This is a genomic window from Psychrosphaera ytuae (assembly GCF_017638545.1).
Taxonomy (GTDB): Bacteria; Pseudomonadota; Gammaproteobacteria; order Enterobacterales; family Alteromonadaceae; genus Psychrosphaera; species Psychrosphaera ytuae.
This window is the reverse complement of record NZ_CP072110.1, coordinates 497,876-512,761: the sequence shown is the minus strand read 5'-3', so window position 1 is coordinate 512,761 and position 14,886 is coordinate 497,876. Positions and strand designations below refer to the sequence as shown.

Annotated in this window: 16 protein-coding genes; 6 read left to right on the top strand and 10 right to left on the bottom strand. The window is 42.1% G+C overall.

Going from position 1 to position 14,886, the window contains the following annotated elements; genetic code table 11:
- Positions 1-4: 4 nt before the first annotated feature.
- On the bottom strand, positions 5-1,402 hold the full coding sequence (gene asnS / locus J1N51_RS02345) for an asparagine--tRNA ligase (protein WP_208832401.1): 1,398 nt from the start codon (positions 1,400-1,402) through the stop codon (positions 5-7).
- Positions 1,403-1,560: 158 nt separating this feature from the next.
- On the opposite strand from asnS, the gene J1N51_RS02340 reads away from it, so the two are divergent.
- On the top strand, positions 1,561-1,911 hold the full coding sequence (locus tag J1N51_RS02340) for a hypothetical protein (protein WP_208832400.1): 351 nt from the start codon (positions 1,561-1,563) through the stop codon (positions 1,909-1,911).
- Positions 1,912-1,931: 20 nt separating this feature from the next.
- On the opposite strand, the gene bioA is transcribed toward J1N51_RS02340, so the two are convergent.
- On the bottom strand, positions 1,932-3,242 hold the full coding sequence (bioA, locus tag J1N51_RS02335) for an adenosylmethionine--8-amino-7-oxononanoate transaminase (RefSeq protein ID WP_208832399.1): 1,311 nt from the start codon (positions 3,240-3,242) through the stop codon (positions 1,932-1,934).
- Between the two features lie 171 nt (positions 3,243-3,413).
- Between bioA and bioB the strand changes: the two genes are divergently transcribed.
- Genes bioB through bioD form a run of 4 tightly spaced genes read left to right on the top strand, consistent with a single transcriptional unit; the run spans position 3,414 to position 7,242 of the window.
- Positions 3,414-4,460, top strand: coding sequence for a biotin synthase BioB (gene bioB / locus J1N51_RS02330; protein ID WP_208832398.1), 1,047 nt, complete (start codon positions 3,414-3,416; stop codon positions 4,458-4,460).
- Between the two features lie 19 nt (positions 4,461-4,479).
- Complete coding sequence (locus J1N51_RS02325; protein ID WP_208832397.1) at positions 4,480-5,706, top strand: aminotransferase class I/II-fold pyridoxal phosphate-dependent enzyme; 1,227 nt, start codon at positions 4,480-4,482, stop codon at positions 5,704-5,706.
- On the top strand, positions 5,703-6,536 hold the full coding sequence (locus J1N51_RS02320; protein WP_208832396.1) for a methyltransferase domain-containing protein: 834 nt from the start codon (positions 5,703-5,705) through the stop codon (positions 6,534-6,536). The genes J1N51_RS02325 and J1N51_RS02320 overlap by 4 nt, the downstream gene beginning before the upstream one ends.
- A gap of 13 nt (positions 6,537-6,549) precedes the next feature.
- A complete protein-coding gene (gene bioD, locus J1N51_RS02315; RefSeq protein WP_208832395.1) occupies positions 6,550-7,242 on the top strand; it encodes a dethiobiotin synthase in 693 nt (230 codons plus the stop codon).
- A gap of 16 nt (positions 7,243-7,258) precedes the next feature.
- Here bioD and J1N51_RS02310 read toward each other — a convergent pair whose 3' ends face one another.
- From J1N51_RS02310 to J1N51_RS02275, 8 genes are all read right to left on the bottom strand, one after another.
- A complete protein-coding gene (locus tag J1N51_RS02310) occupies positions 7,259-7,444 on the bottom strand; it encodes a DUF2897 family protein (protein ID WP_208832394.1) in 186 nt (61 codons plus the stop codon).
- A 27-nt stretch (positions 7,445-7,471) separates the two neighbouring features.
- Positions 7,472-8,176 (bottom strand): M15 family metallopeptidase, encoded by a 705-nt coding sequence (locus J1N51_RS02305; RefSeq protein ID WP_208832393.1) that lies wholly within the window; start codon positions 8,174-8,176, stop codon positions 7,472-7,474.
- Entirely contained in the window at positions 8,176-9,327 is a 1,152-nt protein-coding gene (gene dapE, locus J1N51_RS02300) for a succinyl-diaminopimelate desuccinylase (RefSeq protein WP_208832392.1), read from the bottom strand. Before dapE ends, J1N51_RS02305 begins: the two co-directional genes overlap by 1 nt.
- 70 nt (positions 9,328-9,397) lie before the next feature.
- Positions 9,398-9,748, bottom strand: a complete 351-nt coding sequence (locus J1N51_RS02295; RefSeq protein WP_208832391.1) for an ArsC family reductase — start codon at positions 9,746-9,748, stop codon at positions 9,398-9,400.
- Between the two features lie 49 nt (positions 9,749-9,797).
- Entirely contained in the window at positions 9,798-10,316 is a 519-nt protein-coding gene (locus J1N51_RS02290; RefSeq protein WP_208832390.1) for a PTS glucose transporter subunit IIA, read from the bottom strand.
- Between the two features lie 18 nt (positions 10,317-10,334).
- Entirely contained in the window at positions 10,335-10,727 is a 393-nt protein-coding gene (locus J1N51_RS02285; RefSeq protein ID WP_208832389.1) for an ACT domain-containing protein, read from the bottom strand.
- Between the two features lie 179 nt (positions 10,728-10,906).
- Entirely contained in the window at positions 10,907-13,045 is a 2,139-nt protein-coding gene (pta, locus tag J1N51_RS02280) for a phosphate acetyltransferase (RefSeq protein ID WP_208832388.1), read from the bottom strand.
- 3 nt (positions 13,046-13,048) lie between these two features.
- Positions 13,049-14,290 carry an acetate kinase gene (locus J1N51_RS02275; RefSeq protein ID WP_208832387.1) on the bottom strand — a complete coding sequence of 414 codons (1,242 nt, stop codon included), beginning with the start codon at positions 14,288-14,290 and terminating at the stop codon, positions 13,049-13,051.
- Between the two features lie 135 nt (positions 14,291-14,425).
- Between J1N51_RS02275 and yfbV the strand changes: the two genes are divergently transcribed.
- Positions 14,426-14,878, top strand: coding sequence for a terminus macrodomain insulation protein YfbV (yfbV, locus tag J1N51_RS02270; RefSeq protein WP_232842840.1), 453 nt, complete (start codon positions 14,426-14,428; stop codon positions 14,876-14,878).
- Positions 14,879-14,886: the final 8 nt, after the last annotated feature.

Sequence of the window (14,886 nt, the reverse complement as noted above, 5' to 3'; positions counted from 1 at the left end):
AGTATTAGTAGTTTGCTGTGCCTGGTGCACGAGGGAACGCAATCACGTCACGGACGTTTTGCATACCTGTCACGTAAGCAACTAAACGCTCAAAACCAAGGCCAAAACCAGAGTGAGGTACCGTACCGTAACGGCGTAAGTCACGATACCAGCTGTAGTCTTCTTTATCTAAGCCCATTTCTTCTAAGCGAGCATCAAATACATCAAGGCGTTCTTCACGTTGTGAACCACCAATGATTTCGCCGATACCTGGCGCTAAAACGTCCATTGCCGCGACGGTTTTACCATCGTCGTTTTGACGCATGTAGAAGGCTTTGATATCACGCGGGTAGTTTTGCATGATAATAGGCGCTCCTACGTGTTCTTCTGCTAAGTAACGCTCGTGCTCTGACGATAAGTCGATACCCCATTCAACCGGGAACTCGAAGTTTTTGCCCGATTTAAGAAGAATGTCGATAGCGTCCGTGTAGTCCATGCGCACAAAGCTAGATGCAATGACTTGCTCTAGGCGCTTGATGGCATTTTTCTCGACGCGTTGTTCAAAGAATTTCATGTCATCTGGTAATTCAGTTAACACGGCTTTGAAAACATATTTCAACATATCTTCTGCAAGCTGTGCGATGTCGCTCAAGTCAGCAAACGCAACCTCTGGTTCAATCATCCAAAACTCAGCAAGGTGACGACTTGTGTTTGAGTTTTCAGCACGGAAGGTTGGACCAAACGTGTAGATCTTGCTTAACGCACACGCGTACGTTTCGCCGTTTAACTGACCCGATACGGTTAAATACGCTTCTTTACCAAAAAAGTCTTGGCTGTAATCTACTTTACCTTCGTCGGTTAATGGTGTGTTAACCATGTCTAATGTAGATACGCGGAACATTTCGCCTGCACCTTCACAGTCAGATGCAGTGATAATTGGAGTAGAAACCCAGTAGTAACCTTGCTCATGGAAAAAGCGGTGAATCGCTTGTGATAAACAGTTACGTACACGTGCTACTGCACCAATGATGTTGGTACGAGGGCGCAGATGAGCATGCTCACGAAGGTACTCTATCGAGTGACGCTTAGCGGCCATAGGGTAGGTGTCTGGGTTTTCTACCCAACCTACGATTTCAACATTTTCTGCTTGAATTTCAAGAGATTGACCTTTACCTTCAGATTGTACTAGTTTACCTGTAACAATCACTGAACAACTAGTTGTGAGTTTGGTCACATCTTCATAATTCGGTAAGTCATTAGGTACAACGGCCTGAATTGGATCGAAACAAGAACCGTCGTGAACGGCTAAGAATGAGATGCCCGCTTTAGAGTCGCGTTTGGTGCGAATCCAGCCCTTAACGGTAACGATTTCACCGGCTGTGATGTCGCCCGCTAATAATGATTTTACTGAGTGATGTGCCATAGTAATTTCGGTCTACAAATTAAGTCTGTTTAAAAATAAATAGATGGTAATCTTACTTAGTTGTCATTGAGATACAAGTGATAATAGACTATCCATGACGTTAATTAGTACAAATCGTGTTTAATGATTATTTATTGGCCATTTAAGGAAGCGGTAACATGTGGGATGGCATAGATCGACGCTCAGGTCCGGACTGGGTAATGCAAACTGTCAATACGCTAAATGTATTGTCATGGGTCGTGTTTGTCATTGCGTTGGCGATTTTCCATTATGCTCGGCCAGAGTTAAACAACATCATTCTTGAATTTCATCAAATTCCTGTCAGAGAACATTGGATTTATCGCCTCAAACAATACCTTTTTATTTCTTTGTATATTAGTGTTGGATTAAGCCTGGTTTCGCTCCTGGTTAACCAGGTTAGAAATAAACGAAAAACCGACCACCGTCGTTATAATTTGGTGTTCTTAACAATTGTGGTCGTCGCTTTTCTCATCGTGATCAAAAGCTAAATCAAAAGCTAAATCAAAAGCTAGCCTTTCTGTTCACTCAGTACTTGTATAAGTTTGGTACACAAAAACTGGAGTTGTTCTTCTGTAATTATGTATTGAGGCATGATGTATACGAGCTTTCCAAACGGTCGGACCCAAATGCCATTTTTTACAAATGCTTTTTGAATCTCGCCAACATCAACTGCCTTTTTCATCTCGATTACACCGATTGCACCTAAGACTCGAACTTCCTGTACCGAGTTCAAGTCAGCAGCTTTGGCTAACTCTCGCTTCATGAGCTTTTCAATTTGAGTGACTTGTTGTAGCCATTCTCCCTTTTGAAGTAATGCTAGACTGGCGTTTGCAGCTGCACATGCAAGCGGGTTGCCCATAAAAGTAGGGCCATGCATTAACACGCCCGCATCGCAATCACTGATGCCTTGTGCAACTTTGTCGGTACAAAGTGTTGCAGCGAGTGTCATGTAACCACCAGTCAATGCTTTGCCTAGGCACATGATGTCTGGTGTTATGTTGGCATGCTCACAAGCGAATAGTTTTCCAGTACGACCAAATCCAGTCGCAATTTCGTCGGCGATGAGTAAAATTCCTGATGCGTCACATATGGCTTTAGCACCAGCTAAAAATTCTGAGTGATAAAACCGCATACCGCCAGCACCCTGAACAATAGGCTCGAGGATCAACGCTGCAATCTCTGAACCTTGCAGTTCTATTGCTTGTTTTAGTGGCTCTAGGTCACTTGGATCAAATTGTTGATCTGGTTTTGATGTGGGTGCGTCGACGAATATGTTTTGTGGCAACATACCGTCATAAAGGCTGTGCATCGAGTTTTTAGGGTCACACACAGCCATAGCGCCAAAAGTGTCGCCGTGGTAACCATGTTTTAACGTTATGAATTTATTTCTATTTTTGTAGCCCTTGCCGAGTTGATATTGTATCGCCATTTTTAACGCTACCTCGACCGAAACTGAGCCACTATCGGCAAGAAATACCTTATCTAAGCCCTTGGGAGTCATATCAACGAGTTTTTTAGCTAATTCAACTGCGGGACGATGGGTCAAGCCACCGAACATGACATGGCTCATTTGGGACAGTTGTTGTTGAATGGCGTCATTAATAGATGGATTGTTATATCCATGAATAACGGACCACCATGATGACATTCCATCTATTAAACGCTCACCTGTTTCAAGCTCGATATACACACCGTCTGCATTAACCACCGGGTATACAGGTAATGGGGCCTTCATCGAGGTATAAGGGTGCCACAAATGATCTCTGTCGAACTCCAAATCTATGCCATTAGTGGTAGGATGAGCGTTTTTGTCGTTCATTTAATGTCCTATTGTAAACTTTTGTGATTTTAGTAAATTGACAAGGTAGGGGCGCAGGATAGACTAAACCCCATTAAAATTACAAGGGTACAAGCCCGACTTTACGAATTGGCTGTTTGGTATTTCAACCTAAAAAAACAAAAGCAATTCGAACAGGATATTGGAGACAAAATGAACGCAGAAATTAGACACGATTGGACACACACAGAAGTAAAAGCGTTGTTTGAGATGCCATTTAATGATCTTATGTTTAAAGCTCAGTTGGTCCACCGTCAGCATTTTGATCCAAACCATGTACAAGTTAGCACCTTGCTCTCAATAAAAACGGGTGCCTGTCCAGAAGATTGTAAATACTGCCCACAAAGCGCTCGTTATTCTACCGGTCTCGAAAAAGAGCGCCTTTTAGAAGTAGAAAAAGTTCTTAAAAGAGCAAAAGAAGCGAAAGAGATTGGTTCAACTCGCTTTTGTATGGGCGCTGCGTGGCGTAACCCAAAAGACCGTGACATGCCTTATGTCATCGAAATGATCAAAGGGGTGAAAAAGCTCGGTTTAGAAACCTGTATGACCCTAGGCATGCTGAGTAAAGAGCAGGCTCTGGCGCTTAAAGAGGCTGGCCTTGATTACTACAACCATAACCTAGATACGTCACCAGAATACTACGGGGACATTATCACAACACGAACATACGAAGACCGTCTTAACACTTTAGAAAATGTTCGTTCTGCAGGTATGAATGTTTGCTCAGGCGGTATTGTCGGTTTAGGAGAGAGCGCAAAAGACCGCCACGGCTTGTTGATGGCGTTGGCTAACTTACCTCGTCACCCGGAAAGTGTTCCAATTAATATGTTGGTTAAAGTAGAAGGTACACCATTAGATTCTGTGGATGATTTAGAGTCATTTGAGTTTATTCGCACAATCGCGGTAGCTCGTATCATGATGCCTAAGTCGTATGTGAGGCTATCTGCAGGCCGAGAAGGGATGAACGAGCAAATGCAAGCTATGTGTTTTATGGCTGGCGCTAACTCTATTTTTTATGGCTGTAAACTGCTAACAACGGCTAACCCAGACGAACACTTTGATAAAAAACTGTTCAAAAAATTAGGAATAAACTCCGAGCAAACCAAAGATTACTCTGACGAAACTAAAGAAGCTGCGCTGTTAGAGCAGTTGTCTGAGCAAAACAAAGCGCCAGAGCAAGAATTGTTCTACGAAGCTTAATTTTTATGACAATTTAAAGATGATGTTAGAACAAGCGGCCTTAGCCTTTTTAAGTGACAAGAGAGCGTCGTCCTTATTCAGAGACTGTAAGAGTTTTGAAAAGGTGGACGCCAAAAGCTTGCGCTTCGAGGGCAAAGATTACTTAAATTTTAGTAGTAATGATTATCTTGGCCTAGCGTCAGATTTTTCATTGCAGGATTTAGTTGATATCGAGTCGTCTTTACAGCAGCCTATTTTAAGTGGGGGTACTGCTAGCCCTTTGGTTGTTGGTGAACAAAACATACACCAGCAACTAAAATTAGCATTGATGGCCCATGTTTTCAAAGACTGTCAAATACACCAAGCCAACTACAAGTGTCTTCTTTTTTCCAGTGGATTTGCCGCGAATCAGGCGTTTATATCTGCTATGTGTACAACAGCTGACCATCAAAAACATAAAATGTTGTTGGTTCAAGACAAATTGAATCACGCATCTTTAATTGATGCGGGAACCAAAGCACAAGCGCAAAAGCTGACCAAGCAGGTTCGTTTTAGACACAATGATATCGAACAATTAACCAAACAACTTTCTCAACACAATGAATACCAGTTAAAACTGGTTGCGACAGAAAGTGTGTTCAGCATGGACGGTGACTGTGCGCCACTTGAAGAGATTGCCGATGTATTAACACAGCACAATGGGTTGTTGTATGTTGACGATGCACATGGATTTGGAGTAATTAACACGCCGGATGTTTCTAAAATGGCCGGATATTTAATTACCTTTGGTAAAGCATTGGGCAGTCAAGGGGCTGCTCTAATTTTAAAACAGCCATTGGCTGATTTAATGATTAATATAAGTCGTGAATTTATTTACTCAACGTCGATATCACCACTGCAAGCGGCCGCGACTCTGGTTAATTTGAAAAAGCTTCAGTCCCAAGCTGACCGACGAATTACATTACAAAATAATATCGCCTTATTTCGTGATTTAGCCGCTAAAAATAACCTGCCTTTAATGGACAGTACATCTCCTATTCAGCCTATTTTAATAGGGGAAGAATCAAGAGCTGTACACATGGCTGAAGAGCTCAAACAACAAGGTATTTGGTTAAGTGCAATGAGAACACCGACGGTACCGAAAGGCCAATCAAGGTTACGCGTAACCATAAATACCAAACATGATGAACAATCTATATTGTTTTTAATCAATGAGTTAGGTAGAGCGGTCAGTAACAGAGTTGATTCGGGAGTACAACACACATGAAAACTGCCTTTCAACAAAACACTGATATTAAAATGTCGACTAAGACATATTCACAATCCAAAAATGACGATAATTCACTCGTTCAACAATGCTTTAATTCGTCAGCAACAACCTATCAACAAAGGGCCGTTTTACAAAAAGATTTAGGTACAGATTTACTAAAGACCTTGATGCCAGCAGTGGTTAATAACCGTGAAATAATTTTGGATTTGGGGTGTGGTCCAGGCTTATTTAGTCAACCGCTTTCTGAACTTTCTGAGCACTTAATTAGTTTGGATGCTTCCTTGTCTATGTTGCAAGCTAATCCAAACTCCCAAACCAAATTAACGTGTGATAGCCATCAATTGAGCTTATTGGATAATTGCGTAGATTTGGTGTTTTCTAATTTAATGATCCAATGGTGTGACTTTGAGACCGTCGTGAATGAAGTTTATCGGGTGTTAAAACCAGGTGGCGAATCGGTGATCAGTACTTTATTGCCTGGTAGCTTGTATGAACTACAGCAAGCGTGGCAGGTGGTTGATGACGACGAACATATTCACCAATATCAATCCCTACATACGATTCAAGATTGTCTGGCCAATATGAATTGGAAAACAGTCGAGACTCAAACCAAACGGTATACCTATTATTATGAGTCGGCTCGAGCATTAGCTCGAGAGCTTAAGTCGTTGGGCGCAAATGCTGTAAAAGGGCGTTCATCAAAAGCATTGTGCGGTAAAGGGAAGTGGTTAGCGATGGAAAGCGCTTACGTCAAAAACTTTGCTGATCCGGCGTCAAACCTTCTTCCAGCAACCTACCGTGCATTAATAATCAAACTTAAAAAGTAATAATTAAGTCTCTATGTCAAACACAGTTTTTCAACAATATCCCATATTATTTGTGACCGGCACCGACACTGAAGTTGGTAAAACCTTTGTAAGTTGCAAACTAATAGAATCTGCTAATAAACAAAAGCGCGTTGTGTTTCCGTTTAAACCCATTTCTGCAGGGACTGGTGAATACACCGTTAACGGTAAAAGCCAAATTGTAAACGAAGATGCATTTAAGTTGTGGCAAGCGAGCGACGGTAAGTTCGAACTAGAAGATATAAATCCAATAGTATTTGATGAACCTATAGCGCCCCATATCGCGGCAAAACGATCGCTACGCTGTTTGTCCTTAGACTTACTCGACCAACACTGGCAACAGACTCAAAACGCGATTCAGCATCAAGTCGATAATATTTTGGTAGAAGGTGCCGGAGGGTGGTTACTTCCGTTAAATGATGATGAGCTATTATCTGATTGGGTTGCTCAGCAAAAATTACCGGTATTACTGGTCGTCGGTATTAGGTTAGGTTGTCTTAATCACGCTATGTTAACCGCACAAGCGGTAACAGCATCAGGGTGCAAATTAGCAGGGTGGGTCGCCAATTTCGTTGAGCCAGAAACCCAAGTCGCAAGAGAAAACGTCAATTTTTTAAATCAAAAGCTCAAAAAATTATATGGCATTGATTGTGTTATGGAAGTTGGGTTTGACTCGACACACAATTAGTTAAACCCAACGTAGATTACGACTCTGAATCAGAGTCGCTTTTTGATTTGTTTTTTTCTCGTTCTTCTAAACGCTGTCGAGCGTTGTCGATGGGATCTTGATTGAAGTTTTTCATAGAAAACTTTGAAGAGTGTTTAAGCAACATGATGTTGCTAATAACGACCCCTAAAACAAGTACAATTAAGCCGATTGCTAACCACATAATTCGTTCCTTTATTTTTAGCTTTGCTTATTTATCTGGTAGACAAATATTTAAACCAAATCGTTCAACAATGACATCGATATTTTCAGCAATTGCATCAAACCCCAAGGTGTTGTGTTGTTTTAAGGCGTTTAATAAGCTAGAAGTTGGGGCTGCAGCCAAATCGGAAGTCAGGGTTTGGCTTGTTTCAAAGTGAGATAAATGCCATGGCTCTCGCGCAACTCCGCCACAATCTTCTCGATAGGGCCTAAAAAAGCCAAATTGCCCCATGTTGTCAGTCAGCCACTTGTTAAGTGGAGCAAAAACACCAGTCTCTTCATACTCGTTAGGAATTAATTGTAATTGAGCGCTACCGAGCAAAGTTGGATCGTAATAATCAAAATCGGTTCCCCAGTGATGGCGACTCAAACCTGGCAGGGCACTGTATTCCAAAATAGCGAAGATTTTTTGAGTGTCGCTGTATGAAGAAAACTCATGTGGCTTACCTTGTTTGTCAAAACATGGCGTTTGGCCAGAGAACTTTCTGTTCCAAATCATTACTTGTCGCTCAAAACCTCGAAACCCACTTGCGATTTGTAAGTTAAACCCCGCCCTCTGTGCTTCAGCTTGCAATGCGACAAAGTCATTGACAACACTGCAATGGAGTTTTGCCAGACTTTTGTCATCACCGATTTCTACTTGTGTTAAATGCTGCTCTGATAAGCCAAACAGCACCTCAAGTGGGTTTTGCATTAGGCTAAACACCCAACGAGAGTGTGGTAATACATGTCGGTCAGTTTTAACAAATCTTCAATACTGACATTTTCATCCACTTTGTGAATTGTGGCATTACACGGACCTAGTTCGATTACTTGTGCACCGGTTGGGGCGATAAAACGACCATCTGAAGTTCCCCCAGATGTACTCAACGTAGCAGGTTTGCCATTTACCTTTGTAATAGCATCGTTTACCGCTTCTAACAGTGTTCCTTCGTCGGTTAAAAAAGGTTGGCCATTATGGATCCAATCTAATTCGTATTCGATTTCATGTTGTGCTAACAGAGCAACGACTCGCTCTTTGAGTTGTTCTGCGGTGACTTCGGTAGAGTATCGGAAGTTAAATTGTACATCGACTGTCGCAGGGATTACGTTTCCTGCACCAGTACCGCCGTTCATATTCGAAATTTGCATCGTAGTTGGCGGAAAGTAGTCATTACCTGAATCCCACACTGTGGTTGTTAACTCGGCTAAAAACGGTGCTGCTTTGTGAATTGGGTTAGTCGCTAGGTGAGGGTAAGCGACGTGGCCTTGCACGCCTTTGATTTTTAGGTATGCAGTGAGTGAACCTCGGCGTCCGTTTTTGACTATGTCACCGCAATAGTCAGTACTTGATGGTTCACCCACAATACAATAATCAATTTTTTCATTTCGCGCTTCTAAGGTATCAATGACTCGAGTTGTACCATTAATAAATGGTCCTTCTTCATCACTGGTGATCAAAAACGCGATACTGCCTTTGTGATCAGGATAATCTGTAACAAATCGTTTGGTTGCTACCAACATTGCAGCTAATGAACCCTTCATGTCCGCCGCACCACGACCGTGGATATGGCCGTTAATTTCAGTAGGCTCAAAAGGCGGGGTTTGCCAATGGGCAGGATCGCCAACTGGGACAACATCTGTATGACCGGCAAAACAAAAGGCAGGACCCTTATCACCTTTTCGAGCCCACATATTGAGCGTATCCACAAAGTACATAGACTCTATGTTAAAGCCTAACGGTGACAAATAGTCGTCCATTAACTGTTGGCAACCAGCATCTTCTGGTGTGACAGATTGACGTTCAATCAATGCTTTGGTTAATGTTATCGTCTCTTGGTTTAGTACGTTGTGTTGTTCACTCATTGATTTGGTAAAGCCTTATCCTGATTTTATTACATATATCGGTGTTAGAAATATCTCGGGGTGCAATATTTTAGTTAAATATTGCCGCGTACTGGTCCGCTTTAAAGCCAAGGTGTAGTTGACCATCTACAGAAAGGATAGGTCGCTTAATCATAGCTGGCTGTTCTAACATTACGTCTATTGCAAGTGACTCGTTCATGGCATCTTTTTGTTCTTGAGCTAGTTGGCGATATGTTGTGCCACGCTTGTTCAAAACAGCTTCCCAACCCAAGTCCGCGACGGCCTGTGATAGCCAAGAACGCTCAATCCCTTGTTGGCGATAATCGTGAAATTCAAAACTGACTTGATGTTCCTCTAACCATTTTTTTGCTTTTTTGATGGTGTCGCAATTTTTAATTCCATACATGATTACATCTGACATAACTTACTCTTTATAAATAATTTTATTGATTGTGGGTTAATGTTTTTGGTTACTGTGTGTCTTGCTTTTTAGGGCGAGGAATTAAACTAAAAATGATGTCTTTACCGGCCTCTACATTTTTATGTGGTACTAAAACTCGACTGAAAGGGCGACTATCTAAGAGCAAAAACTGTAAAGCTATTGGTTTTAGGTGATGTTGAATTTTATATAGGTCTAATTCCATCAAGTCCTGACCTGCGTCTATCGAGTCCCCTCGAGCAACTTTAATTTTGAGGCCTTCACCTAAATGTTGGTTGTATTGCTCTGGAAGTTGAATCGCAAATTGTACCTTATTGTTTGCTTGAATAATGATCTGACCGTGGCTCGGAGTTATGTCCAAAACACGTCCAGAAAAGGGGGCAATGACAAAGTGACTTGAAGGTTTAATTGACACTCCTTCGAGTTGACCGCCACTTAATGCAGGTGACAACAAAGTTACTTCACCGGAAATCGGAGCCATGACTTTTATACCGGCTACTTTGTCCGGTGTTGTTTCACGAGAGATTGTATTAAATCTAACAAACGCCATGACTGAGGTCCTTATCTATTAATAACTGTCTGACAACACTTTGTAGCTAGACTTGCGCAGGGCTTTTACCGCTGCTTCTATACTGTCATCTTTGACCAAAATGTAATCGGTATCAAAGGTCGAAACCGCAAAGATACTAATATTGGCTGCTGCTAAAACGCCAGAAATATTGGACATGATCCCAGTGAGTGAAAAGCCCAGAGGACCCAACACTTCAAGCGTTTGCCAACCACTTTCACTTTCATCGCTGTCGATGTCAATATCAGAAGGACATACGATTGATAGTTCATCGGATGTTTTTGCTATAAAAAACAATTCAGCCTGAGTCACTTCGACAGGTATCGGGCTGTTGGGTGCCATGCTGTGGATAGTGAGCGGGGCTTCCAAATGCTGAAGTGTTTGCTTTGGCATTAAATTGTCCTTTCGTAATTTATTCGATATTTAGATCGTTAAGTTATCCAATGTTACCCACAAAATCTGTGGATAACATTGTTGGTTACTCGGTGTAACGTTTTAAGACCCAGATAGACAGGGACTTTCCTAAACTAGGTCAAAAAAGAAACACAGCTTAAAACATCGTCAAAACGATCCTAAATTTGACTCGCTTGGATCGCGGTTAACGCTATCGTATATACAATATCATCGACTAATGCGCCGCGAGATAAGTCATTCACTGGTTTGCGCATACCTTGCAACATTGGACCAATACTTACCACATCTGCACTACGTTGTACGGCTTTGTAAGTCGTATTACCTGTATTTAAATCAGGGAATACAAATACAGTAGCTTGTCCAGCAACCGGGCTGTCTGGTGCTTTTTTACGAGCTACGTTCTCCATTACAGCCGCATCGTATTGCAATGGCCCATCTATAACTAAATCAGGACGCTTTTGCTTGGCTATCTCGGTCGCTTGTCTCACTTTATCAACATCTGCACCTGTACCTGAAGTACCCGTTGAATAACTGATCATTGCCACTTTTGGCTCGATGCCGAAAGCTGCCGCAGAATCTGCCGACTGAATCGCAATGTCAGCCAATTGCTCTGCATTTGGATCTGGATTAATTGCACAGTCACCATAAACTAATACTTGGTCAGGTAACAACATGAAAAACACCGACGAAACTAAAGAAGCACCCGGCGCCGTTTTAACTAATTGTAGAGGAGGGCGAATAGTGTTGGCAGTCGTATGCACGGCACCAGAAACCAAGCCATCTACTTCATCAAGCGCTAACATCATCGAGCCAAGCACCACGTTGTCTTCAAGTTGTTCTTCTGCCATTACGGCTTTTAGACCTTTGTGCTTGCGCAATTCAACCATAGGCTCAATATAACGACCTCTGATTTTACTCGGGTTTTTGATGGTAACGTTATCGTTTAATTCAACACCTTGTTGTTCTGCAATAAGCAATATTTCTTCTGGGTCACCCAATAAGATACATTTGGCGATACCACGTTGACCACAAATTGCCGCTGCTTTGATGGTTCTTGGTTCATTTCCCTCTGGTAAAACAATGGTTTTGTTCGCTTTACGAGCTTTATCAGTAAGAATATAACGGAAAGCGGCAGGGGATAACTTACGGACTTTCGCAACGTTTTCGGTAAGACTTTGTATCCATTGATCAGAAATGTGACGAGCTGTGTGATCTTTGACTCGTTCAATCCTTTGTTCGTCATCCACAGGAACTTCCATATTGAAGTTCTGTAACAACATAGACGTATCCCAAGTATCTGACTTGGTACTAAGAACCGGAAGACCAGTTTCAAACGCTTGTTTACATAGCTCCAAGATAGACGGTTCTGGCTGGAAGCCACCGGTTAAAAGAATCGCACCGAGTTTGGTACCATTCATTGCTGATAATGATGCTGCAACAAGTACATCTGAACGATCCCCCGGTGTCACTAATAGTACACCTGGTCTAACACGCCCTAGAATGTTACCCACGGTACGTGCACAAACTGTAATACTACGTAAACGCCTAAACTCAATATCACCTTCGTTAATGACCATAGCGTCTAAGTACTCCGCCAAGTCTTTAACTCTCGGCGCAATTAGATCTGCATTCCAAGGCACACAACCTAACAAGCTGAATTTTTTATTAAAAATAGAAAGCTTTTTGTAGCTGGATGTTAGATCTTCATCGGATGGTTCAACCAACGACTCGGAGAAGTCATTCGCTAAGTTACCTTTTAGGTCTCGAGGAGCGTTAATTTTATTAAATATGGCACCAATAACATGCTCATTGTCAAAACCACCGTAGTTGTTGGCGGTTATTTCTAATTGATCTTCAAGAGAGTTTAGGGAAGCGTTACCTGGTGCAATCACAAACACAACATCAGCACCAAGTGCTGTGGCAATTTGACGGTTAATTTTATTAACGTAGGCTTGGTCTTTGGTAGGCACCAAACCTTCAATGATAACTGCTTCATCGTCTTTGATGGTAGATTCGAATCGCTCTACTATTTCTTCTAGCAGTATATCTACATTGCCATCGCCGATTAAGGTTTCTGCATACTGCAAAGAAAACGGCTCTGGTGGATTAATATGTGCAACGTTTTTTAATATTTGAGTGGTTTTTTCGGGGCCTTTGTCACCGGTTAACGGCTGTGAAATAGGCTTGAAAAAATTCACTTTAACGGCTTTGCGTTCTAGTGCGCGAAACAAGCCAAGCGTAACGGATGTAAGGCCAACACCAGACCCAACCGGAACCAACATGATTCGATGTGCCATAAATTATGCTCCTTGTTGTTGATTGTCTTGGCTGTGGTTAAATGTCAGTCGAGCAGCATCCTGAGCTATAACGAGCTCTTCATTAGTTGGAATAACCCAAATTGCTGCGCGTGAATCATTGCCATGAATTGGACCAGAATGACCAAATCGAGCGGCGGTGTTGCGAGCTTCATCTACTGACAGTCCTAACACACCTAAATGCGCTATAATTCGACTTCGCAAGTAGTCTGAGTTTTCTCCGATTCCGCCGGTAAACACAACCGCATCAAGGTGCGTCAGTGCACAGGTGTAGCTTGCAATGTATTTAGCGACACGGTAGCTAAACACTTCAAGAGCGAGTTGTGCTGATTGTTGAGTTTGCTCGTCTTCCGACTCTAAAGCTTGTTCTAGGGTACGACAGTCATTAGATAAACCACTCAGTCCCAACAAGCCACTTTGTTTATTTAACAGTTGATCTAGCTTGTCGGCATCGTAACCGTACTTTCTCATTAAATAGATGGTTATACCCGGGTCTAAATCACCACTACGCGTCCCCATTACCAAACCTTCCATCGGTGTAAGGCCCATGGAAGTATCCACACTTTGACCGTTTTCTATCGCACATACCGAGCAACCATTACCCAGGTGTACAGTAATTACCGATGTCTCTGATATTTGTTTGGCCAGCGATTCTGCTGCTTGTCGAGACACATAAAAGTGACTTGTGCCGTGAAAACCGTATCGGCGTATGCCTTTTTCTTTATACAACTGTTTGTCAATTGCATATAAATACGCCTTAGCAGGCATGGATTGATGGAATGCGGTATCAAACACTGCCACTTGTGGAATTCCTGGAAATGCGACCATAGCAGCTTCAATGCCGATCAAATTAGCAGGGTTGTGGAGTGGGGCGAGTGAAGAAACATCCTCTATCGACTTAATTGTGCTGCTGTCTATTACCACACTTTCAGTAAACTTTTCTCCGCCGTGAACGACCCGGTGGCCTACAGCGGCAATGTCATTACTCAATCCTTCTGTTTCTAGATAAGAAACCAGTGTTTTTATTGCGTCAAGATGTCGGTTTTTGTCATTCAGTGATAAACTGTTTTTGTTGCCGTTGCGTTTAAAGGTAATAGAAGCGTCGTCAGAGCCAAGGCGCTCTGCTAGGCCTGATAGGGTTTCTGTACCGGTTTCACTGTTTAAAAGAGCAAACTTAAACGATGAACTACCGCAATTTAAAACAAGAACTTGATTAGCTGAACTCATAGCTTCCTTACGCCGTAGGCAATTTGGTTAACTTTTCATGACAAAGCGTTTTAGCAACACAAAGCATGACAAAGTTTTCTAAAAATGAGGATGAATGTATTCTTTACAGTATAACCATTTTATGATTATTGGTGGATGACTATTTTGTATAAAACAATAACTTTAGGTTATAAATTTAGTCAAACTTGGCCTAAAAAAGAGCCTTATTTACAAATGTTTGACCAAACGAAGATCATAAAACTAACCGATTTAGCTTTTGTGGTTTCACCGGCGATCGCGGTTGCTACTTTGTGGCTACAAATAGATATGTTGGGAATGGAATATTTACATTCGTCATTAGCAATGGCTCTGTTTGTTCTTTCGTTACCGTTTCAAGGATATTTCATGCTCGGCAAACAAGCAAAAGTGAGGTTGCCAATCGGCTTGCAAAGTTGGTATCGAGAACTTGAACAAAAAGCCAAGTCAGAAGGGCTAGAACCGGTTAAAATCAAACAAAATATTGAGCCGTTACCAGCCAAACCAAATAGTCGGTTAACCTACATGGACTTGGCTCTGCTTCTTCACACTATATTTGTAGCTCGCCGCTAAAGCGACGA

What these genes read in the sequence shown, in the direction of transcription:
- J1N51_RS02290 (WP_208832390.1), bottom strand. Translation starts at nt 10,316, where the DNA reads ATGGCGTTTGTTAGATTTAATACAATCTCTCGTGAAACAACACCGGAC.
- dapE (WP_208832392.1), bottom strand. Translation starts at nt 9,327, where the DNA reads ATGAGTGAACAACACAACGTACTAAACCAAGAGACGATAACATTAACC.
- asnS (WP_208832401.1), bottom strand. Translation starts at nt 1,402, where the DNA reads ATGGCACATCACTCAGTAAAATCATTATTAGCGGGCGACATCACAGCC.
- bioD (WP_208832395.1), top strand. Translation starts at nt 6,550, where the DNA reads ATGTCAAACACAGTTTTTCAACAATATCCCATATTATTTGTGACCGGC.
- J1N51_RS02285 (WP_208832389.1), bottom strand. Translation starts at nt 10,727, where the DNA reads ATGCCAAAGCAAACACTTCAGCATTTGGAAGCCCCGCTCACTATCCAC.
- pta (WP_208832388.1), bottom strand. Translation starts at nt 13,045, where the DNA reads ATGGCACATCGAATCATGTTGGTTCCGGTTGGGTCTGGTGTTGGCCTT.
- bioA (WP_208832399.1), bottom strand. Translation starts at nt 3,242, where the DNA reads ATGAACGACAAAAACGCTCATCCTACCACTAATGGCATAGATTTGGAG.
- yfbV (WP_232842840.1), top strand. Translation starts at nt 14,426, where the DNA reads ATGACTATTTTGTATAAAACAATAACTTTAGGTTATAAATTTAGTCAA.
- J1N51_RS02325 (WP_208832397.1), top strand. Translation starts at nt 4,480, where the DNA reads ATGATGTTAGAACAAGCGGCCTTAGCCTTTTTAAGTGACAAGAGAGCG.
- J1N51_RS02340 (WP_208832400.1), top strand. Translation starts at nt 1,561, where the DNA reads ATGTGGGATGGCATAGATCGACGCTCAGGTCCGGACTGGGTAATGCAA.
- J1N51_RS02305 (WP_208832393.1), bottom strand. Translation starts at nt 8,176, where the DNA reads ATGCAAAACCCACTTGAGGTGCTGTTTGGCTTATCAGAGCAGCATTTA.
- J1N51_RS02295 (WP_208832391.1), bottom strand. Translation starts at nt 9,748, where the DNA reads ATGTCAGATGTAATCATGTATGGAATTAAAAATTGCGACACCATCAAA.
- J1N51_RS02310 (WP_208832394.1), bottom strand. Translation starts at nt 7,444, where the DNA reads ATGTGGTTAGCAATCGGCTTAATTGTACTTGTTTTAGGGGTCGTTATT.
- J1N51_RS02275 (WP_208832387.1), bottom strand. Translation starts at nt 14,290, where the DNA reads ATGAGTTCAGCTAATCAAGTTCTTGTTTTAAATTGCGGTAGTTCATCG.
- J1N51_RS02320 (WP_208832396.1), top strand. Translation starts at nt 5,703, where the DNA reads ATGAAAACTGCCTTTCAACAAAACACTGATATTAAAATGTCGACTAAG.
- bioB (WP_208832398.1), top strand. Translation starts at nt 3,414, where the DNA reads ATGAACGCAGAAATTAGACACGATTGGACACACACAGAAGTAAAAGCG.